The 20,073-nt window shown below is 72.3% G+C and carries 14 protein-coding genes and 1 tRNA gene; 12 read left to right on the top strand and 3 right to left on the bottom strand.

Translation table 11 applies throughout. From position 1 onward, the window contains the following. Positions 1 to 273: 273 nt before the first annotated feature. The 8 genes from topA to DCW30_RS09625 all read left to right on the top strand — a co-directional run bounded on the left by topA (position 274) and on the right by DCW30_RS09625 (position 12,699). Complete coding sequence (gene topA / locus DCW30_RS09660; protein ID WP_076685159.1) at positions 274 to 3,120, top strand: type I DNA topoisomerase; 2,847 nt, start codon at positions 274 to 276, stop codon at positions 3,118 to 3,120. Positions 3,121 to 3,243: 123 nt separating this feature from the next. After that, complete coding sequence (tmk, locus tag DCW30_RS09655; protein ID WP_076685158.1) at positions 3,244 to 6,534, top strand: dTMP kinase; 3,291 nt, start codon at positions 3,244 to 3,246, stop codon at positions 6,532 to 6,534. Between the two features lie 320 nt (positions 6,535 to 6,854). Then, positions 6,855 to 8,060 (top strand): DNA polymerase III subunit delta', encoded by a 1,206-nt coding sequence (locus DCW30_RS09650; RefSeq protein WP_076685157.1) that lies wholly within the window; start codon positions 6,855 to 6,857, stop codon positions 8,058 to 8,060. Between the two features lie 206 nt (positions 8,061 to 8,266). Beyond that, on the top strand, positions 8,267 to 9,850 hold the full coding sequence (locus tag DCW30_RS09645; protein ID WP_076685156.1) for an alpha/beta hydrolase: 1,584 nt from the start codon (positions 8,267 to 8,269) through the stop codon (positions 9,848 to 9,850). Positions 9,851 to 9,945: 95 nt separating this feature from the next. Then, a tRNA-Thr gene (locus DCW30_RS09640) sits at positions 9,946 to 10,022 on the top strand. 278 nt (positions 10,023 to 10,300) lie between these two features. Next, entirely contained in the window at positions 10,301 to 10,894 is a 594-nt protein-coding gene (locus DCW30_RS09635; RefSeq protein WP_076685155.1) for a hypothetical protein, read from the top strand. Between the two features lie 454 nt (positions 10,895 to 11,348). After that, complete coding sequence (locus DCW30_RS09630) at positions 11,349 to 11,930, top strand: cupin domain-containing protein (protein WP_079250044.1); 582 nt, start codon at positions 11,349 to 11,351, stop codon at positions 11,928 to 11,930. Beyond that, entirely contained in the window at positions 11,923 to 12,699 is a 777-nt protein-coding gene (locus tag DCW30_RS09625; RefSeq protein ID WP_076685154.1) for an SDR family NAD(P)-dependent oxidoreductase, read from the top strand. The genes DCW30_RS09630 and DCW30_RS09625 overlap by 8 nt, the downstream gene beginning before the upstream one ends. Before the next feature lie 305 nt (positions 12,700 to 13,004). Here the strand turns inward: DCW30_RS09625 and DCW30_RS09620 are convergent, their stop codons facing one another. The 3 genes from DCW30_RS09620 to DCW30_RS09610 all read right to left on the bottom strand — a co-directional run bounded on the left by DCW30_RS09620 (position 13,005) and on the right by DCW30_RS09610 (position 15,702). Next, positions 13,005 to 13,658, bottom strand: coding sequence for a LuxR C-terminal-related transcriptional regulator (locus tag DCW30_RS09620; protein ID WP_062774822.1), 654 nt, complete (start codon positions 13,656 to 13,658; stop codon positions 13,005 to 13,007). Further along, positions 13,622 to 14,956: a sensor histidine kinase gene (locus tag DCW30_RS09615; protein ID WP_079250043.1), complete on the bottom strand. Its 1,335-nt coding sequence runs from the start codon at positions 14,954 to 14,956 to the stop codon at positions 13,622 to 13,624. The genes DCW30_RS09620 and DCW30_RS09615 overlap by 37 nt, the downstream gene beginning before the upstream one ends. Positions 14,957 to 15,246: 290 nt before the next feature. After that, on the bottom strand, positions 15,247 to 15,702 hold the full coding sequence (locus DCW30_RS09610; RefSeq protein WP_076685153.1) for a MaoC family dehydratase: 456 nt from the start codon (positions 15,700 to 15,702) through the stop codon (positions 15,247 to 15,249). Positions 15,703 to 15,961: 259 nt separating this feature from the next. Here DCW30_RS09610 and DCW30_RS09605 point away from each other — a divergent pair, with 259 nt between their 5' ends. The 4 genes from DCW30_RS09605 to DCW30_RS09590 all read left to right on the top strand — a co-directional run bounded on the left by DCW30_RS09605 (position 15,962) and on the right by DCW30_RS09590 (position 20,073). Next, the gene (locus DCW30_RS09605) at positions 15,962 to 16,894 is read left to right on the top strand and encodes a 3-oxoacyl-[acyl-carrier-protein] synthase III C-terminal domain-containing protein (RefSeq protein ID WP_076685152.1); all 933 of its coding nucleotides are present in this window, start codon (positions 15,962 to 15,964) and stop codon (positions 16,892 to 16,894) included. Between the two features lie 129 nt (positions 16,895 to 17,023). Beyond that, the gene (locus DCW30_RS09600; RefSeq protein ID WP_076685151.1) at positions 17,024 to 18,478 is read left to right on the top strand and encodes a preATP grasp domain-containing protein; all 1,455 of its coding nucleotides are present in this window, start codon (positions 17,024 to 17,026) and stop codon (positions 18,476 to 18,478) included. Continuing rightward, entirely contained in the window at positions 18,475 to 19,761 is a 1,287-nt protein-coding gene (locus tag DCW30_RS09595; RefSeq protein WP_076685150.1) for a type III PLP-dependent enzyme, read from the top strand. The genes DCW30_RS09600 and DCW30_RS09595 overlap by 4 nt, the downstream gene beginning before the upstream one ends. Positions 19,762 to 19,797: 36 nt before the next feature. Beyond that, on the top strand, positions 19,798 to 20,073 hold the full coding sequence (locus DCW30_RS09590) for an acyl carrier protein (RefSeq protein WP_062783014.1): 276 nt from the start codon (positions 19,798 to 19,800) through the stop codon (positions 20,071 to 20,073).

The raw sequence follows: 20,073 nt of genomic DNA, 5'->3' as shown, positions 1-20,073 counted from the left end.
GATCGCGCCGATGACGTGGGGCCGCTGCCCGGGCCGGGCGCCGAAACGGCGGGTCCACCCTCCGGGCGGCAGGAATGGCGGTAGTCGGGTTACCGTTCGAGTGGCCGTTGCGGGCTTTTCCCGTTTGACACGGGGGCGGGATGTACCGTCACACTCCGCAGCGTCAGCGCAACGCAAGCCATGCGAGCACTGCCACCGCACTGTCACGAGCACTGCGACCACGTGGTGCCACCGCGCACTGCCACCGAGCGTCGACCGGAGAGAAGAGCGAAGTTGTCCCCGACCAGCGAGACCGCACAGGGCGGCCGCCGACTCGTCATCGTCGAGTCGCCTGCCAAGGCGAAGACGATCAAGAGCTACCTCGGCCCCGGCTACGTAGTCGAGGCGAGCGTCGGGCACATCCGTGACCTCCCCAACGGCGCCGCGGAGGTGCCCGAGAAGTACACCGGCGAGGTGCGCCGCCTCGGCGTGGACGTCGAGCACGACTTCCAGCCCATCTATGTCGTCAACGCCGACAAGAAGGCACAGGTCAAGAAGCTCAAGGACCTGCTGAAGGACTCCGACGAACTCTTCCTCGCCACCGATGAGGACCGCGAGGGCGAAGCCATCGCGTGGCACCTCTTGGAGGTCCTGAAGCCCAAGGTCCCCGTCCACCGGATGGTCTTCCACGAGATCACCAAGGACGCGATCCGCAGCGCCGTCGCCAACCCGCGCGAGCTGAACAAGCGCATGGTCGACGCCCAGGAGACCCGCCGCATCCTCGACCGTCTCTACGGCTACGAGGTCTCGCCGGTCCTGTGGAAGAAGGTCATGCCGCGCCTGTCGGCGGGCCGTGTCCAGTCCGTGGCCACCCGCCTCGTCGTCGAGCGGGAGCGCGAGCGCATCGCCTTCCGCTCCGCCGAGTACTGGGACCTGACCGGCACCTTCGGCACCGGCCGCGCCGGTGACGCCTCCGACCCCTCGCAGCTCGTCGCCCGCCTCACCACGGTCGACGGCAAGCGCATCGCCCAGGGCCGCGACTTCACCTCCGTCGGGCAGCTCAAGGCCAACAGCGCGGGCACCCTGCACCTGGACGAGGCCAACGCCCGCGCGCTGGCCGCCGCCCTGGAGAACACCGCCTTCTCGGTGCGGTCGGTCGAGTCCAAGCCCTACCGCCGCTCGCCGTACGCCCCGTTCCGTACGACGACCATGCAGCAGGAGGCCTCGCGCAAGCTCGGCTTCGGCGCGAAGGCCACCATGCAGGTGGCCCAGAAGCTGTACGAGAACGGCTTCATCACGTACATGCGTACGGACTCCACGACCCTGTCGGACACGGCGGTCACCGCCGCCCGTGCCCAGGTCACGCAGCTCTACGGCAGCGACTACCTGCCGGACAAGCCGCGCACGTACGCGGGCAAGGTCAAGAACGCGCAGGAGGCGCACGAGGCGATCCGCCCGTCGGGCGATCGTTTCCGCACCCCTGCCGAGACCGGTCTGACCGGTGACCAGTTCCGGCTCTACGAGCTGATCTGGAAGCGGACCGTCGCCTCCCAGATGAAGGACGCGACGGGCAACTCCGTCACGGTCAAGATCGGAGGCCGTGCCTCCGACGGCCGCGACGCCGAATTCAGCGCGTCCGGCAAGACGATCACCTTCCACGGCTTCCTCAAGGCCTACGTCGAGGGCGCCGACGACCCGAACGCCGAGCTGGACGACCGCGAGCGCAGGCTCCCGCAGGTCGCCGAGGGCGACGCGCTCTCCGCCGACGAGATCTCCGTCGACGGCCACGCGACCAAGCCGCCGGCCCGCTACACCGAGGCCTCGCTGGTCAAGGAGCTCGAAGAGCGCGAGATCGGCCGCCCGTCGACGTACGCGTCGATCCTCGGCACGATCCTCGACCGCGGATACGTCTTCAAGAAGGGGACGGCGCTCGTCCCCTCGTTCTTGTCGTTCGCCGTCGTCAACCTCCTGGAGAAGCACTTCGGGCGGCTCGTCGACTACGACTTCACCGCCAAGATGGAGGACGACCTCGACCGCATCGCGCGCGGCGAGGCGCAGGCGGTGCCGTGGCTGCGGCGCTTCTACTTCGGTGAGGGCGAGGGCTCCGGCTCCGCGGCCGAGGCGGGCAACGGCGACGGCGACCACCTCGGCGGCCTCAAGGAGCTCGTCACCGACCTCGGGGCGATCGACGCCCGCGAGGTGTCCTCCTTCCCCGTCGGCGACGGCATCGTGCTCCGCGTGGGCCGCTACGGCCCCTACATCGAGCGCGGTGAGCGGGACTCCGAGAACCACCAGCGCGCCGACGTGCCGGAGGACCTGGCGCCCGACGAGCTGACCGTGGAGTACGCGGAGGAACTGCTCGCCAAGCCGAGCGGCGACTTCGAGCTGGGCACGGACCCGCAGAGCGGCCACCAGATCATCGCCAAGGACGGGCGGTACGGCCCGTACGTCACCGAGGTGCTCCCCGAGGGCACCCCGAAGACGGGCAAGAACGCGGTCAAGCCGCGCACGGCCTCGCTCTTCAAGAGCATGTCGCTCGACACGGTCACCCTGGAGGACGCGCTCAAGCTGATGTCGCTGCCGCGCGTGGTCGGCGCCGACGCCGAGGGCGTCGAGATCACCGCGCAGAACGGCCGGTACGGCCCGTACCTCAAGAAGGGCACGGACTCCCGGTCCATCGACTCCGAGGAGCAGCTCTTCACGATCACGCTGGAAGAGGCCCTGGAGATCTACTCCAAGCCGAAGCAGCGCGGGCGGGCCGCGGCGAAGCCGCCGCTCAAGGAGCTCGGCGAGGACCCGGTCAGCGGGAAGCCGGTCGTCGTCAAGGACGGACGTTTCGGGGCGTACGTGACCGACGGCGAGACCAACGCGACCCTGCGCGCGGCGGACTCCGTGGAGGAGATCACCCCGGAGCGGGGCTACGAGCTGCTCGCGGAGAAGCGGGCCAAGGGCCCCGCCAAGAAGACGGCGAAGAAGGCTCCCGCCAAGAAGGCGACCGCCAAGAAGACCGCCGCGAAGAAGACGACCGCCAAGAAGACGGCGGCAAAGAAGACGACGGCCACGGCCAAGAAGACCGCCGCCAAGAAAACCACCGCCAAGAAGACGGCCGCTTCCGCGAAGAGCGCCGCTTCCGAGAGCTGACGCCCCACCGCCGGGCGCCCCGTTTCCGGGCGCCCGGCGGCTTCGGCGTTGCCCCCGATCACCGGGCGGTCGTTTGTTCGGGTGGGGACGCATGGACATCGGGCGTCCGGATAGGCTGGACGGATGACGCGTGCCGAGCAGCCAACGGCCGGAATCCCGGCCCCCGACGACGCCCTGGTCGCAGATTCCCGAGAGCGTGCCGTCCGCGCCTTGCTGCGCGTACCGCAGCTGAAGCGCCTGTGGAGCGCACAGTTGGTGGGCAGTGTCGGCGACGCCCTCGCCCTGCTCGTCCTGGTGATCCTCGCGCTCCAGTCGGCGATCTCCGAAGCCGCCTTCGGCGGTGGATACCGCGGTGTCGCCCTCGCCATCACCGCCGTCTTCGGGGCCCGTGTCCTCGCGACGCTGCTCTTCGGGGCCGTGCTGCTCGGCCCCCTGACCTCCCTCACGTCGCCGGACGGGCCGCTCGACCGGCGCTGGACGATGGTCGGGGCCGACGGCGTACGCGCCGCGCTGCTCGTCGTCGCGCCGCTGTGGATCGACTGGACCCCGGACAACGCGCTCGCGGTGATCCTGGTGACGTCCTTCGTGATCGGCGTGGCCGAGCGGTTCTGGACGGTCGCCAGGGAGTGCGCCGCGCCCGCGCTGCTGCCCGCGCCGCCCCTGGAGGGCGCGACGGTGCGGCCGCTGCCGGACCACATGGACGCGCTGCGGCGCCTCTCCCTGCGTACGGGATTCGTGGCGCTGCCCATCGCGGCCGTCGTGCTCGTGGCCATCACGCTCGTCGGCAACGTGCTCGGCGCCGGTCTCGAATGGTTCGAGCTGCACCAGGCGGGGCTCGCCTCGTTCGTCGCGGCCGGACTCTTCGCCGCGTCGCTCTCCATCGTCTACCTCCTCGTCCTGCCCGGCAGGCAGACGCCACGCGCGCGTAGCCCGCTCGAAGGGCTGCGCAGGCCGCGCACCGGCACCGGCCCCGACAAGGGGCGCACGGGGACCATCCCGCTGCTCGTCGTCGCCTGCGCGGCGGTCGCCACCGCCATCGCCGCGGCCGTCGCCGTGGCCCTGCTGCACGCCAAGGACCTCGGCGGAGGCCCCGTCGCGTACGGCCTGTTCGTGCTCGCCCTGACCGGCGGCACCGTCGCGGGCATCGCCGGCGCCCCGTCCCTGCTGCCCTCGCTCTCCCGCCGCCGGCTGCTGGCGCTGGCCCTCGCGCTGACCGGCGTCGCGCTGCTCGTGGCGGGCCTCGTGCCCGACGTCACCACCGTGCTGCTGCTCCTGGCCCTCGCCGGGGCCGCCGCGGGCGTCGCCGCGAACACCGGGCACGCGCTGCTCGAACAGGAGGTCGAGGACTACCGCAGGATCCGCATCGCGGAGCACCTCCAGGCAGTCGTACGCCTCTGTGTCGCGCTCGGCGCGCTCCTCGCCCCGGTGGTCGCCGCCCTGATCGGGCCGCACCGCGTGGTCAACGGCAAGTTCGTCTTCGACCACGGCGGCGCCGCCTTCACGCTGATGCTGGTCGGCGCGCTGCTCCTGCCGGTGGCCGCGCTGCTGCTCGCCAAGACCGACGACCGGCAGGGCGTGCCGCTGCGGCACGACCTGCGCGACGCCCTGCGCGGCGGCGACGACCCGGCGCAGGCCACCTGCGCCACCGGCTTCTTCATCGCCCTGGAGGGCGGCGACGGCGCGGGCAAGTCGACCCAGGCCGAGGCGCTCGCCGAGTGGATCCGCGCCAAGGGCCACGAGGTCGTCGTCACGCGCGAGCCGGGCGCCACGCCCGTCGGCAAGCGGCTGCGCTCGATCCTGCTCGACGTCTCTTCGGCCGGCCTCTCGCACCGCGCGGAGGCACTGCTGTACGCCGCCGACCGCGCGGAGCACGTCGACACCGTCGTGCGGCCCGCGCTGGAGCGCGGCGCCGTGGTGATCTCCGACCGGTACATCGACTCCTCCGTCGCCTACCAGGGCGCCGGACGCGACCTCTCGCCCACCGAGGTCGCCCGTATCAACCGCTGGGCGACCGGTGGCCTGGTACCGCATCTGACCTGCCTGCTCGACGTGTCGCCCGAGGCGGCGCGGGAGCGGTTCACGGAGGCGCCCGACCGGCTCGAGTCGGAGCCCGCCGAGTTCCACGCGCGCGTGCGGTCCGGTTTCCTCACCCTCGCCGCGGCCGACCCGGGGCGCTACCTCGTCGTCGACGCCTCCCAGGAGCCGGAGGCGGTCACCACCGTGATCCGGCACCGGCTCGACATGGTGCTGCCGCTCTCCGAGGCCGAGATCAAGGCCCAGGAGGAGGCCCGCAAGGCCGCCGAGGAGGAGGCCAGGCGCAAGGCCGAGGAAGAGGCCGCGCGCAAGGCCGAGGAGGAGCGGCTCGAGCGCGAGCGCCAGGCGCAGCTCGCCAAGCTCCGCGCCGAGGAGGAGGAGCGCAAGCGCCGCGAGCTGGAGGAGGCGCAGCGCCGCGAGGCCGAGCGGCAGGCCGAGGAGGCCAGGAAGCGTGCCGAGGAGGCGCGCCGCAAGGCCGAGGAGGAGAAGGCCAGGCTGCTCGCGGAGGAGAAGCTCCGCGCGGCCGAGGAGGAACGACGCCGCCGGGAGGCCGAGGAAGAGGCGCGGCGGCGGGCCGAGGCGGAGGAGCGCCGCCTGGAGAAGCAGCGCAAGGCGGAGGAGGCACTGCTCCGGGCCGAGGAGGCGCGGCGGATGGCGGCGGCTTCGGCGGCCGCGGCCGCCGCGGAGGCGGAGACCGCCAGGGCCGCGGCTGCCGCTCGGGCGGCCGAGGCCGCGGCGGCGACGCCGAAGCGGGCGGACTTCACCAAGGCTTCGGGCTCCGCTGCGGGCTCCGCTTCGGGGGCGGCTTCGGCTGCTTCGAAGGGCGCGGCCGGCCGGGCTTCCGGGGGCGGTGCGGCCGGTGCTCGGTCCGGTGGCCAGTCCGGTGCTCAGTCCGGTGCTCAGTCCGTCCCGGACAATGAGACGACCGTGCCCACGCCCGTGGTGAAGCCGTCCGGCGGCCCCACGGGTCAGAGTGGTCCCACCGGGCCTGCCGGTCCCGTCGGTCCCGCCGACGAGACGGCCGTGCTGCCGCGGGTGCGGCCCGACGGGCCGGGCCCGGAGGACACCGAGGTGCTGCCGCAGCCGCAGGTTCCGGGTGCGGCGGACGAGACGGCGGTGCTGCCTGCCGTCCGGGAGGACCAGGTTCCGCCGGGATACTTCCGCGACGAGCGGCCCTCGCCCGACGGTCCCAACGAGCGCACGGCGGAGCTTCCGCAGATCGACGAGCAGGGCGTGCCCCGGCGGAGGCCCGACTGGGCCGAGGAGACCCCGCTGGACGACCTGCCGACGCTGGCGGACGAACTGCTCGGCGGCCAGGCCGACGAGGCCGACGAGGACGACAAGCGCGGTCGGCGGCGCCGGGGCGGCCGACGGGGCTGATGGGTCTGGCCCCAGGGCCTCGGGCGGGCTGTGGCCTCGGGTCGGCTTTGACCGGGCTCCGGCTCGGCTCTGGCCGGCGTGGGGCCCGGCTTCGGTTTCGGCTCTGGTCGGCGTGGGCCACCCGGCTTCGGCTCGGCTCTGGCCGGCGTGGGGCCCGGCTTCGGCTTGGCTGGCCGGCGTGGGCCCGGCGTTGCCCGGAGTGGCCCTGACTGCGGGAAGGCCCACGTCGGCGTCCGGCGGCCCGCGTTGTCAGTGCCGTGTCCCACAATGGGCAGTCCGGCAACAGCACAGAGCAGTGAGCGGCGTAAGGCGGTGACCCCATGAGCGTGTGGGACGACCTGGTGGGGCAGGAGCGGGTGGGCGAGCAGCTGGCGGCTGCCGCCCGGGACGCCGACGCGCAGGTGACGGCGGTCGCCGCGGACACCCCGCTGCCGGACTCGTCGAAGATGACGCACGCCTGGCTGTTCACGGGGCCGCCCGGCTCCGGGCGGTCCACCGCCGCGCGGGCCTTCGCCGCGGCCCTGCAGTGCACGAGCCCGGACCGCGCGCTGGGCGGCGCCCCCGGCTGCGGGTTCTGCGACGGCTGCCACACCAGTCTGATCGGCACGCACGCCGACGTGGAGGTGGTCCGCACCGACCTGCTCTCCATCGGCGTGAAGGAGACCCGCGAGCTCGTGCGGCGGGCCCAGCTGTCGCCGGCGGTGGGACGCTGGCAGGTCATCGTCCTCGAGGACGCGGACCGCCTCACCGAAGGCGCGGGGAACGTCCTGCTGAAGGCCGTGGAGGAGCCCGCTCCCCGCACGGTGTGGCTGCTCTGCGCGCCCTCCCTGGAGGACGTGCTGCCGACCATCCGCTCCCGCTGCCGGCACCTGACACTGCGTACGCCGTCGGTGGACGCCGTCGCCGACGTGCTCGTACGCAGGGACGGCATCGAGCCGGACGTCGCGGCCGTCGCCGCGCGCGCGACGCAGGGCCACATCGGCCGTGCCCGGCGCCTCGCCACCGACCCGCGGGCGCGGGAGCGCAGGGCCGCCGTGCTCAAGCTGCCGCTGCGGGTGCAGGAGATCGGCGGTTGCCTGAAGGCCGCTCAGGAGCTGATCGACACGGCCGCCGAGGACGCCAAGCAGATGGCCGAGGAAGTCGACGTCAAGGAGACCGAGGAGCTGAAGGCGGCCCTCGGGGCGGCGCAGGGCGGCCGGATGCCGCGCGGCACCGCGGGCGTGATGAAGGAGCTGGAGGACAAGCAGAAGCGCCGCAGGACCCGTACGCAGCGCGACAGCCTCGACCTCGCGCTCATCGACCTGACCGCGCTCTACCGCGACGTCCTCGCCCTGCAGCTCGGCTCCCGCGTGGCCATCGCCAACGCCGAGGTGCAGGACATGCTGGAGCGCATGGCCCTGGGCGCCTCGCCCGAGTCCACCCTGCGCCGGATAGAGGCGATCGGCGCCTGCCGCACCGCCCTGGACCGCAACGTGGCACCGCTCCTGGCGGTCGAAGCGATGACGGTGGCGCTGCGAGCGGGCTGAAGCGGCCATGGATCCACCGGAACCGGTGGATTCGCGGGCACCGGTGTATCCACGGGAACCACGAACCGCAGGAACCGCGAGAACCACTGGAATCACTGGTGGGTGAAATCCGGACGACACGAGGGGGTGGATGAACGACTCACCCATACGAGTAACGTATGAGCACGTTGAGTGATGCGCGCCTTGCGGAGAGTTAATGTCACCTGATGGACACCAGCCGTCACCGCAGTCGCCGCACCCTCGGCCATCGCCTCACCTTCCGTACGTGCGGCACCCTGCTCGTGACCGCGGGACTGCTCGCCTCCGGCTGCTCGTCGAGCGGTTCGACGGCGGACGCGTCCCTGGTCGCCGCGCTTCCCGAGTCGACGCCCACGGAGCTGGCCCCGTACTACAACCAGAGACTGAGCTGGCGCGCGTGCGGCGTGGAGGGTTTCGAATGCGCCTCGATGAAGGCGCCGCTCGACTACGCCAAGCCCGCGAAGGGCGACATCAAGCTCGCGGTGGCCCGCAAACAGGCCACGAAGAAGAGCGGGAAACTGGGATCGCTCCTGGTCAACCCGGGTGGCCCCGGCGGCTCGGCGGTCGGCTACCTCCAGTCGTACGCGGCGCTGGGCTACCCCGAAAAGGTCCGCGCCCGCTATGACATGGTCGCCGTGGATCCGCGCGGCGTGGCCCGCAGCGAGCCCGTCACCTGCCTCGACGGCAAGGAGATGGACGCGTACACGCAGACGGACGTCACCCCCGACGACCGGCGCGAGACGGTGGCGCTCCGGGCCTCGTACCAGCGGTTCGCGGACGGCTGCGAGAAGAACTCGAAGAAGATCCTTCCGCATGTCTCCACGGTGGAGGCGGCGCGGGACATGGACGTGCTGCGGGCGGCGCTCGGCGACGCGAAGCTGTCGTACGTGGGCGCGTCGTACGGCACGTTCCTCGGCGCCACGTATGCGGGCCTCTACCCCAAGCGGGTGGGCCGGCTGGTCCTGGACGGTGCGATGGACCCGTCGCTGTCGGCGCGCCGCATGAACCGCGACCAGACGGCGGGCTTCGAGACGGCGTTCCAGTCGTTCGCGAAGGACTGCGTGGGGCGCGGCGCGGAGTGCCCGATCGGCACGGGCGGCACCCGTGACGCGGGGAAGCGCCTGAAGTCGTTCTTCGAGGCGGTGGACCGCGAGCCCCTGCGCACCGGAGACGCCTCGGGCCGCAGGCTCTCCGAGGCGCTGGCCACGACCGGTGTGATCGCGGCGATGTACGACGAGGGGGCCTGGCCACAGCTCAGGGACGCGCTGACCTCGGCGATCAGGAACAAGGACGGTTCGGGCCTGCTGGCCCTGTCCGACAGCTATTACGAGCGGGACAGCAGCGGCGAGTACGCGAACCTGATGTCGGCCAACGCCGCCGTGAACTGTCTGGACCTGCCGCCCGCCTTCACCACGCAGGAGCAGGTGAGGAAGGCCGTGCCCGACTTCGAGAAGGCTTCCCCCGTCTTCGGCGAGGGCCTGGCCTGGTCCTCGCTGAACTGCGCGCACTGGCCGGTCAAGGCCACGGGCAAGCCGCACCGCATCGAGGCGAAGGGCGCGGCGCCGATCGTGGTCGTCGGCACCGTCCGCGACCCGGCGACCCCCTACCGCTGGGCGAAGGCCCTGGCCTCACAGCTCTCCTCGGGCCGCCTCCTCACCTACGAGGGCGACGGCCACACGGCGTACGGCCGCGGCAGCCGGTGCGTCGACTCCACGATCAACACCTACCTCCTGAAGGGCACACCCCCGGCCGAGGGAAAGCGCTGCTCATAGCCGCTGAGGGCCGCCCGCGAGGGGGTGTGCGGAGCACCCCCGGAAACTGTGTAGACTTGGGCGCGTTGCCGATCGCATCATGGTGCGGACGGCGCGCCGCCTTAGCTCAGATGGCCAGAGCAACGCACTCGTAATGCGTAGGTCTCGGGTTCGAATCCCGAAGGCGGCTCCATCGAACACCCCAGGTCGGTTTTATGGCCTGGGGTGTTCTTGTGTGTCCAAGTCCCCAACGGGTGTCTGCGGGTGCTCCGCCGATGGTGGGCGATGGCGATGGGTGGTGACATGAGGCCGGGATCCGTTTGGTATGCGGCTTATGGGTCGAATATGCATGTGGGGAGGCTGGCTGCCTATATCCGTGGGGGGTGTCCCGTTGGTGGGGGGCGGGCGTATCCCGGGTGCCGGGATCGGACCATGCCTGTCGCGTCCGTTCCCGTGGAGCTTCGTGGGGTCATGTACTTCGCGACCACTTCGGCCGTCTGGGGCGGAGGGCGGGCCTTCTACGACCCTGGGGCGCCGGGGCGTGTGCTGGGCAGGGCGCATCTTGTGACCGGTGAGCAGTTCGGGGACATCGTGGCTCAGGAGATGTACCGGGAGCCGGGCGGGCCGGGGGGCGAGGCCGTGCTGCGGGACGTGCTGCGGGACGTGCTGGCCCAGGGGCGTGCCGTGCTGGGAGACGGGCGGTACGAGACTCTGGTGTGCGTCGGGGAGATCGACTCCGTGCCTGTGGTGACCTTCACGGCTCCCTGGGGCGTGCGCGAGGTTCCGGGGGTCTCGCCCGCCGCCTCGTACCTTCGGCATCTGGGCGCGGGGCTGCTCGCCGCCGGGGCGTGGGAATACGAGATGGTCGCTTCCTATCTCGCGGGCTGTCCCGGGGCCGCTGGGTGCTGGTCGGAGCGGGAGATACTGGAGTTGCTGAGGTCGGGAGACCGAGGGGGTTCCGGCGGTTCGGCCGGTGGGGGCGACGTGGGCGGGGCGAGCGGGGCGTACGGCGGAGAACGTGTCGCCGTCACGCGGCTTCGGGGGTGGCCGCCGCCCTCCTCGTGAGCCGCGGGGTGGGCCCGGCGCTGGGGGGGCATACGCGCCCTGCTCCGTGAGCGCCGGCGGGTGTGGTTCGTGCGCGTGGACCAAGTGTGGCCAGGGCCCACGACCGCGCGCAGGGTGTGCAGGGAATGGCGCTGCCTGCCGTGGAGGAGCGGGGCGGCGCGGTCGTTGGCCCGGGTGGGCGGGGGTGGTAGCCCTGGGGCGCGCCCGCGAGGGCGGCCCAGTGTGACGGTACGTCGATGACCTCGCCTGACACGTGCCGCGAGGTGCCGCCAGGCCGCGGACTCCCAAAAACTTTTGGCGGGCAGCGCGCGGTGCAGGACGCGGTCGTCGAGGCGGTGGGCCCGGTCCTCGCCGATCATCCGCTGGACGCCGGCCGGGGTGCGGGTTCGGCTCTCTTCTTTCTGACGCCCTGCGTGCGCGGTTGGGGAGTTGTCGGAGCGGGGAGCGATCTCGCATGGGTGTGATGGGTGAGACTGCCGATGAAGTGGCCGCGCGGTATGGGCTGCGGCCTCTGCCGGTCGAGGGTGGGTTGTTCCGGCGGACCTGGGCGGGGGCCGAGGGCGAGGACGGGCGGCCCGCGGGGTCCGCGATCATCGTGCTGCTGAGCACCGCCGCGGGGGACTTCTCCGCCCTGCACCGGCTGCCGGTCGACGAGGTCTGGCACTTCTACCGCGGGGACCCGCTGGAGCTGCTGCTCCTCGCCCCCGACGGTTCCGATCGCCTCGTCCTGCTGGGGGAGGGCGGGGAGGTGCAGTACGTGGTGCCCGCCGGGACGTGGATGGGGGCGCGGGTCGTCGGAGGCGGGCGGCACGGGTGGGCGCTCTTCGGGACCACCATGGCACCCGGTTTCGTGCCCCGGGATTACGAGGGTGGGGACGCGGAAGAGCTGTGCGCGCGGTACCCGGGCCGGGCGGCGCTCATCCGGGAGCTGTGCCGGGCCGACGGGGCCGGGCCGATGCCCGAGGACGTGGACGGGGCGTTCGAGGGGCCCGCGTCACCCGCCGACCGCCCCCTGGGCGGTGGTCCGGATGCGTGACGGGACCCTGCCCGGACTGAGCGGGCGCGTCGCTCTCGTCACCGGGGGCAGCGGTGGCATCGGCGCCGGGGTCGCGGCGCGGTTCGCGGCCGCCGGGGCGGCGGTCGTCGTGCACTACCGGGGCGGCGCGGCACGGGCCCGGGACGTGGTCGAGCGGATCGAACAGGGTGGCGGTGAGGCCATCGCCGTAGCGGCGGATCTGACGCGGGAGGCGGAGTGCCGGCGCCTCGTCGAAGAGGCGCGTGCATGGCGTGGACGCCTGGACTCCGTGGTGAACAGTGCCGGGATCCAGCCCGTACGGGAGCTGCCGGGTATGACGGCGCAGGAGTGGAGGGGTGTGGTCGACGCGAATCTGACGGGCGCGTTCTGCTGTACGCAGGCCGCCGCGGAGGTCATGGCCGGGCAGGACGGCGGCGGGTCCGTCACGCACGTCGCGTCCATCGAGGGGACGAGTCCCGCGCCGGGCCATGCGCACTACAGCGCGTCCAAGGCCGCGCTGATCATGTTCGCCCGCTCGGCGGCCCTGGAGTACGGGCCGCGGGGGGTACGGGTGAACACCGTATCCCCCGGCCTCGTCGACCGGCCCGGCCTCGCCGAGGACTGGCCGGACGGGGTGGCCCGGTGGCGGGCGGCGGCACCTCTGGGACGGCTCGGCCGCCCGGAGGACGTCGGCAACGCCTGCGTGTTCCTCGCCTCGGAGGCCGCGGCCTGGATCAGCGGGACGGATCTGGTGGTCGACGGAGGGGTGGGGGCGCGGCCCACGTGGTGAAGCGGGGCCTTCAAAGCCGCCCCGCCGAGCGCTGCGGTGCTGCCCGCCGGGCGACACCGCCCGCTCCCCCCTCGCCGGGCGTCACCACCCCCGCCGAGCTGGCGTGCCCGCCGGCGTCACTGCCCTCGCCGGGCGTCGCCACCCCACCGGGTGAAGCCACCGCCCCGCCCAACAAGCCGCCCCCGCCCAGCGAAGCCGCCCCGCCCAACAAGCCGCCCCGCCCAACAAGCCGCCCCCGCCCAGCAAAACCGCCCCGCCCTGCGGAGCCCGCCGCCCAGCGAAGCCGCCACGCTGAGCGAAGCCCCCTACACCCCGTCCGCATCCAAATAGGCCAACACCGCGAGCACCCGTCGATTGTCCGTGTCGGACTGCGGCAGTCCCAGCTTCGGGAAGATGTTGCTGATGTGCTTCGCCACCGCCTTCTCCGAGATGAACAAGGCCTCCGCGATGCCCGCGTTGCTGCGGCCCTGGGCCAGGCACTCCAGGACCTCGCGTTCGCGGTCGGTCAGCGTGCTCATCGGCTCGTCGCGCTTCTTGCCGGTCAGCAGCTTCGAGATGACCTCGGGGTCCATCGCGGTGCCGCCGTTCGCGACGCGCTGGATGGTCGATATGAACTCGGCGCCGTTGGACACCCGTTCCTTGAGGACGTAACCGACGCCCTCCGAGCCCGTCGACAGCAGCTCGTGCGCGTACAGGGGCTCCACGTACTGGGACAGGAGCAGGATCGGGAGGTTCGGGACGCGTGTCCGCGCCTCCACCGCCGCCCGCAGGCCCTCGTCGCTGAAACCCGGCGGGAGCCGGACGTCGACGATCGCGACGTCCGGCTCCTGCTCGGTGAGGCTGCGGAGCAGCTCGGGGCCGTTGTCCACGGCCGCCACGACTTCGTGGCCGAAGGCCTGGAGGAGGCGGGTCAGGCCGTCCCTCAGCAGGAAGTGGTCTTCGGCGAGGACAACACGCACGGCAGCTCCATCGTCACCATGGTCGGGCCGTTGAGCGGGCTGCTCACGGCGAGGACGCCGTCGAAGGTGGCGAGGCGGCGCTCGATGCCCCGCAGCCCCGTGCCGGCGTTGATGTCGGCGCCGCCGCGGCCGTTGTCCGTGATGGTGATGCGCAGCATCCCCGCGTCGTGCCGGACGTCGACCCAGCAGCGCTCGGCGCCGGAGTGCTTGGCGGCGTTCGTGAGGATCTCCGAGACGGCGAAGTAGGCCGCCGACTCCACCGGGGGCTCCGGGCGGGCCGGCAGGTCCACCTGGACGTCGGTCTTCAACGGGCTGATCATCGCCAAGGAGCGTACGGCATCGCCGAGTCCGCGGTCGGCGAGCACCGGCGGGTGGATGCCGCGGACCAGGTCGCGCAGCTCCTCAAGGGCCTTGTTCGAGGACTGGCGGGCCTCGACCAGGAGGGCGCGGACGGCCTCGGGGTTGGACTCCAGGAGGTGTTCGGCGGCGTCCAGCGTCATGCCCATCGCGACCAGGCGGGCCTGGGCGCCGTCGTGCAGGTCGCGCTCGATGCGGCGGATCTCGGCCATCTGTGTGTCGACGGCGTCCGACCGCGTGGTGGTCAGGTGCTCGATGCGCGGGGCGAGGAGTTCGCCCTCACCGGGGGACAGCATCGCCCGCAGATAGCGCGAGTGCTGGTTGACCGCGCGCGGGCCCGCCCAGAAGAACGCCAGCGGGAACTGGACGAGGCCGAGCACGCCCGCCAGGATCGCGGTGCCCCAGCCGTCGACCGGGATGAACAGGTACCAGATGCTGTCCCAGTCCTGGGAGAGCTGCGCGCCGAAGACGGCGGTCGTCAGGCCCCAGAGGCCGCTGAGGACCAGGAGGAGCGGGCCGAAGGAGATGGCGCCGCCCGCTATCGGGTCGATCGTGGCCCACCGCCAGTCGCGGTAGACCTGGTTGTCCTTGGCGAGGAGCTGGGCGCGCAGGGCCTTGCCGCGGTCCTGGTCCGGAACGTCCTTGTACGGGGCGGGGATCTCGATGCCCGAGTACTCCTTGGCCAGCGCCCGCTGCCGGTCGGCGAGGCGGCGGACGCGGGAGACCGCGTTCGGCATCAGCTTGACGCCCAGCGGCCCGCTCAGCGTCAGATAGACGAAGAAGAGCCAGAGGGACAGCCAGAACGCGCGGCACGACAGGCCCCACAGCACCAGCGAGCGACGGAATCCGACGGGTCCTGGGGAGAGGGGAAGGCTCTGGTCGGGGCCGTTCCCGGTGGTGGTCTGCGGCCTGGTGTCCGCGAACTGTCGCGTGCTGTCCATCTGGCCAACGCCTTTCTGCCTGCTTCTCATGCGGGGTGTGGAGCGATGAGCTGCTGCGGTTCCGCTCGACCATTATGAAAGGGGGCGCGGCCGGAAGTCGGTGGTAATAACTCCCCTCTTGGCCCCGACAAAACTCCCCCTCCGGCGCCCGCCGCGGGGCGCCACCCGGGCTCGCCCTGCACCCCCGGGCCCCGCCCTACACCCCCGGGCCCGCCCTACACCCCCGGGCCCGCCCCGCGCACCCGGGCCCCTTCCGGGCCCACGGGCCCGCGCCCCGGCCGGCCCGTGGGTCAGGCCGTGAGGCGCGACAGGGTGTCCGCCGTGCACACCGAGCCCGGCTCGCCCTCCACCTCCACGGTCACGCGCATCGCGTAGATGCAGCCGTTGGGCAGGATGCGTACGTTGGTCAGCTTCCCCGAGCCGCGGATGCGGGAGCCGACCTTGATCGGGCGGTTGAAGCGGACCTTGTCCAGGCCCACCAGAATGGCGAGGGATATCCCCTTCACCTCGAAGAACGGGCGCATGATTTCCGGCAGCATGCCGAGCGTCATATAGCCGTGCGCGATGGTGGTGCCGAATTCGCTTTCCCTGGCGGCGCGTTCGGGATCGGTGTGGATCCACAGCAGGTCGCCCACGGAGTGCGCGTACTGGTTCACGTTGTCCTGCGTCACGTCGAACCAGCGGCTCGGGCCGAAGGTCTCACCGGTGGCCTTCGCCAGTTCGTCGAGGTCGTTGAAAGTTCGCATGGCGTCGATCCTGGGCGGCCCCGGCCCGGTGGGACAAGCGGCGACGGCCCCGCGGGGCCGTGTGGTCAGCAGACCGTCACTTGGTTGTCAGCGCACCCGACGAATCTTGTCGTCAGGCCGTGCGAGGCACGTCCGTGCCCTGGTCACGCCGGGCGTCGCGAGGCACGTCCGTGCCCAGCGCCCCACCGGCCCCGCGCGGCACGTCCGTGCCCACCGAACCACGACCCATCGGCTCTGCCAGGACGACCGGAAGGCTCTGATGACGTCGATCGCGGCAGTCTCCAGCTACCTCCCCGACACCGTGCCGCTCGCCTCGCTCCAGGAGCAGGTCGGGCTGAGCGACGTGCAGCTCCGGCGGTACCAGCGGTTCTACGGTCTCGCGGACGTGTGCAGGGACGAGGGCGGCACCGAGACCGACCTGCTGCTCAGGGCAGCCGCCAAGCTGACGGAGCTGCGCGGCCAGGAGCAGCGGGTGAAGTACGTGCTCCAGGCGCGCACCATGCCCTCCCCGCTGCCGTACCCGCTGACGTCGGTCGGGCCGCTGCGCGAGGAGCTGGGCCTCGGACACGCGGCGGGCTTCGTCGTCTCCCACCACGCCTGCGCCTCGGGGCTGCTCGCCGTCGACATGGCGGGGATGCTGCTCGCCGCCGACGACGACCCGGACGCGCTGGCCCTCGTCCTCGCGGGCGAGAAGGCCTGCACGTACCGCACGCAGTCCATCCCGGACGTGACGGTGATGGGCGAGGGCGCGGTCGCCATGCTGGTGAGCGGCGAGGACGCGGGGCCCAACCGGATGCTGGGGTACGCGGCCCGTACGCACGCGCGGTTCCACTCCGACTTCATCCTGGGCGGCGACGCGGCCAAGGACTTCCAGGCGCAGTACCTTCCCGGGCTCTGCGAGGTCATCGTCACGGCCCTCGACGAGGCGGGGTGCGGCCTCGACGAGCTGGCGCTCGTGCTGCCGCACAACGTGAACCGGCTCTCCTGGATGGGCGTCTGCAAGCAGCTCGGCATCCCCATGGAGAAGGTCTTCCTCGACCTCGTGGGCGCGGCGGGGCACTGCTTCTGCGCCGATCCGTTCCTCAACCTCCAGCACGCCCAGGAGCTGGGGCGGCTGCGTCCCGGTGACCGCTATCTGATGACCAGTGTGGGGCTCGGGGCGACCTTCTCGGCCATGGTCTTCGAGCACTGAGCCCCGGGCGGTCCAGCGCCCCGTGCCCCCGGCCCCCGGCCCCCCGCGCCCCCGGCCCCCGTATCCCCGGTCCCCCGTACCCCCGCACCCCGAGCTCCGCGTACCGAGACGACTGACGAGGTCCCCACCATGACCACACCGCCCACCGGACCCGGCTTCACCGGCCGACTCAAGCGTGCCGTCACCGGCGACGCCGGCACCCCGCTGGTGTTCCTCGGCAACTTCGAGGTCGAGAACCAGTGGGCGCAGGGCGAGCCCGCCCTGCCCCGCGTCGCCTCGCACGCCGGCAGCGCCGTGGTGAACAGCATGGACGAGTTCGCGCTGCTGCTCGGCGGCAAGGACGACCACGTGGTCCTCAAGGCCGCGCCCGACGAGGGGTACCGCCGCTATCTGGAGGGCCTCGGCATGGCCCTGCCGACCGTGCACGTCGTCGCGGACGCCGATCCGCGCCGCACCGTCACCGAGGACGCCCTCGCCGATCCTGCGCTGATCGCGAACCTGGCCGGGCTCGCCACCGAGGGCGCGCGGCTCTCCGCGCACGGCGTCTCGGAGGTCGAGGAGCGGCTCTCGGCGGCCACCGGGCTCGCCGTCGCGGGGCCCTCGGCGGCTCTGTGCAAGCGGGTCAACTCCAAGATCTACAGCCGCCGTGCCGCCGACGAGCTGGGGCTGCGGCAGGCGCGCGGCTGGGCCTGCGACACCCTGGAGGAGCTGGCGGCGGCCGTGGAGGCGGCCGGCGAGCTGCTGGCGGCGGGGCGCAAGGTCGTGGTCAAGGACGCCTTCGGGGTGTCCGGCAAGGGCATCGTCGTGCTCGACAGCGAGAAGCGGCTCGCGCGGCTGCACCGGATGGCCGTCACCCAGGCGAAGAAGCAGGCCGACGGCGAGGGAGAGGGCGCGGGCGACGGCACGGGCGTGCGGACCTCGCTCGTCATCGAGGAGTGGGTCGCCAAGCGGTGCGACCTCAACTACCAGTTCACCGTGGGGCGCGACGGCTCCGTCCACTTCGACTTCGTCAAGGAGCTCCTGACGGAGAACGGCGTGCACAAGGGGCACCGGATTCCCGCCCGGCTCTCCGACGCGCAGGTCCAGGAGCTGACCGAGGCCGCCGCGAGGATCGGCGGACGCCTCGCCGCCGACGGCTACTTCGGCGTCGTCGGCGTGGACGCCATGGTGGCGCCCGACGAGAGCCTGTACCCCGTCATCGAGATCAACGCCCGCAACAACATGTCCACGTACCAGTCCGTGGTGCACGACGGGCCCACCGCCCTGGTCGGCCCGGCGGACGTGGCCGTCGCCCGGCACTACACCGTGCGGCTCGACCGGCGGTTCCCCTTCGACGAGATGCGGGCCGTCCTCGACGGGCTGCTCCTGACCGACGGGCGGCCCACCGGCCTGTTCGTGAACAACTACGCGACCGTCAACGCGGCGGCGGACCAGGCGTCCGCGCCCGCGGGCGGCGCCCCGGCCCAGGGCTTCGAGGGACGCCTGTACGGCGTGCTCGTGGAGAGCTCGGCCGAACGCGTCGACGCGCTCGACGCCGACATCACTCGCCGCCTGGCGGCCCTGACAGAACGGAGCTCGGTGTGAGCGTCGCATTCGAGGTGCAGGGGATCGGGATCACCGACCTCGCCGCGGAGTTCGGAACCCCGATGTACCTGTACGACGGGGAGGAGATCCGCGGCCGGTTCGCGAACCTGCGCGCGGAGCTGCACGACCGCCTGGAGGTCTTCTACTCCCTCAAGGCCAACCCGAACGTCTCCATCTGCTCGCTCCTGCACACCTGCGGGGCGCGCGCCGAGGTGTCCTCGCTCACCGAGCTGGTCACCGCCCGGCGCGCGGGCGTCGCGCCGCGGGACATCATCTTCCTCGGGCCCGGCAAGAGCCGCTCGGAGATCGAGGCCTGCGTCGACGAGGGCATCTACGCCATCGTCTGCGAGTCACTCGGCGAGCTGGAGCTGATCGACGAGGTCGCGCGGGAGCGCGGCGTCACCGCGCCGGTCGCGCTGCGCGTCAACCCCAGCTTCTCCGTCAAGGGCTCGGGCCTGACGATGGGCGGCAAGCCGCGCCAGTTCGGCATGGACGAGGAGCAGCTCCTGAAGGAGCACGGCCTCGCGGCGCGCTTCCCCGGCGTGCGCCTCATGGGCGTACAGGTGTACCTGGGCACCCGCATCCTCGGCGAGGAGACCGTCGCGGAGAACACCCGGCGCATCCTGGAGCTGGCCGAACGGGTCGGCTCCACGCTGGAGTTCGGCCTGGAGATGGTCGACATCGGCGGCGGCCTCGGCATCGCCTACTTCGACAACGAGAAGGACCTCGACGTCGCCGAGCTGGCCCGGCTGGTCAACCCGCTCATCCAGGAGTTCGCCGCCCGGCACCCCGAGACCCGCATGATCATGGAGCTGGGGCGCTTCCTGACGGCGGCCTCCGGCACCTACGTGACGCGCGTGCGCTACACGAAGACGTCCATGGGCGAGAAGTTCGCCGTCACCGACGGCGGGACCAACCACCACATGGCCGCCGTCGGCATCGGCTCCTACGTGAAGCGCAACTTCCCCATCGTCGCCCTGGAACGGCTCGACGAGCCCGCCGACGGGCCGTGGAACGTGACGGGTCCGCTCTGCACGCCGAACGACGTCGTCGGCAAGAAGGCCCCGCTGCCCGACCTGCGCCCCGGCGAGCTGGTCGGCGTCCTGCGCTCCGGCGCGTACGGGCCCACCGCGTCGCCCGTGCACTTCCTCAGCCACGGCTACCCCGCCGAGGTGCTGGTCGACGGCGGGCGGGCGCACCTGATCCGGGAGCGCGACGACGTCGAGGTGATGCTCGGCCGCCAGCGCCTGTTCACGCACGACGCGGCCTCCACCCCCGCCTGACCCCTCCGACCCGAACCGCACACCAAGGAGAACGACATGACCGAGAACACCGCAGTCGCCGCGCCCGGCGCCCAGCACCTCGACGCCGTGCGCAGCGCCCTCGGCGAGGTCCTGAACAAGGACCTGTCCGACGCCGCGGAGAGCGTGCGCCTCTTCGACGAGCTGGGCCTGGACTCCTCCAGCGCGCTCGAACTGCTCATCACCATCGAGGAGATCCTCGGCGTGCAGTTCGACGCGGAGGAGCTGGAGATGACCCACTTCGAGACGGTCGGTTCGCTGGCCGCCTTCGTGTCGGCGGAAGCGGGCGCGTAG

The sequence above is a fragment of the Streptomyces alfalfae genome (assembly GCF_004127445.1).
Lineage (GTDB): Bacteria > Actinomycetota > Actinomycetes > Streptomycetales > Streptomycetaceae > Streptomyces > Streptomyces alfalfae.
This window is presented reverse-complemented; position numbering and strand designations above follow the sequence as displayed.

Bases quoted from the DNA above. Each gene is read 5' to 3' on its own strand.
- tmk (WP_076685158.1), top strand. From the start codon at position 3,244: ATGACGCGTGCCGAGCAGCCAACGGCCGGAATCCCGGCCCCCGACGAC.
- DCW30_RS09650 (WP_076685157.1), top strand. From the start codon at position 6,855: ATGAGCGTGTGGGACGACCTGGTGGGGCAGGAGCGGGTGGGCGAGCAG.
- DCW30_RS09645 (WP_076685156.1), top strand. From the start codon at position 8,267: ATGGACACCAGCCGTCACCGCAGTCGCCGCACCCTCGGCCATCGCCTC.
- DCW30_RS09635 (WP_076685155.1), top strand. From the start codon at position 10,301: ATGTACTTCGCGACCACTTCGGCCGTCTGGGGCGGAGGGCGGGCCTTC.
- DCW30_RS09630 (WP_079250044.1), top strand. From the start codon at position 11,349: ATGGGTGTGATGGGTGAGACTGCCGATGAAGTGGCCGCGCGGTATGGG.
- DCW30_RS09625 (WP_076685154.1), top strand. From the start codon at position 11,923: ATGCGTGACGGGACCCTGCCCGGACTGAGCGGGCGCGTCGCTCTCGTC.
- DCW30_RS09615 (WP_079250043.1), bottom strand. From the start codon at position 14,956: ATGGACAGCACGCGACAGTTCGCGGACACCAGGCCGCAGACCACCACC.
- DCW30_RS09610 (WP_076685153.1), bottom strand. From the start codon at position 15,702: ATGCGAACTTTCAACGACCTCGACGAACTGGCGAAGGCCACCGGTGAG.
- DCW30_RS09605 (WP_076685152.1), top strand. From the start codon at position 15,962: ATGACGTCGATCGCGGCAGTCTCCAGCTACCTCCCCGACACCGTGCCG.
- DCW30_RS09600 (WP_076685151.1), top strand. From the start codon at position 17,024: ATGACCACACCGCCCACCGGACCCGGCTTCACCGGCCGACTCAAGCGT.
- DCW30_RS09590 (WP_062783014.1), top strand. From the start codon at position 19,798: ATGACCGAGAACACCGCAGTCGCCGCGCCCGGCGCCCAGCACCTCGAC.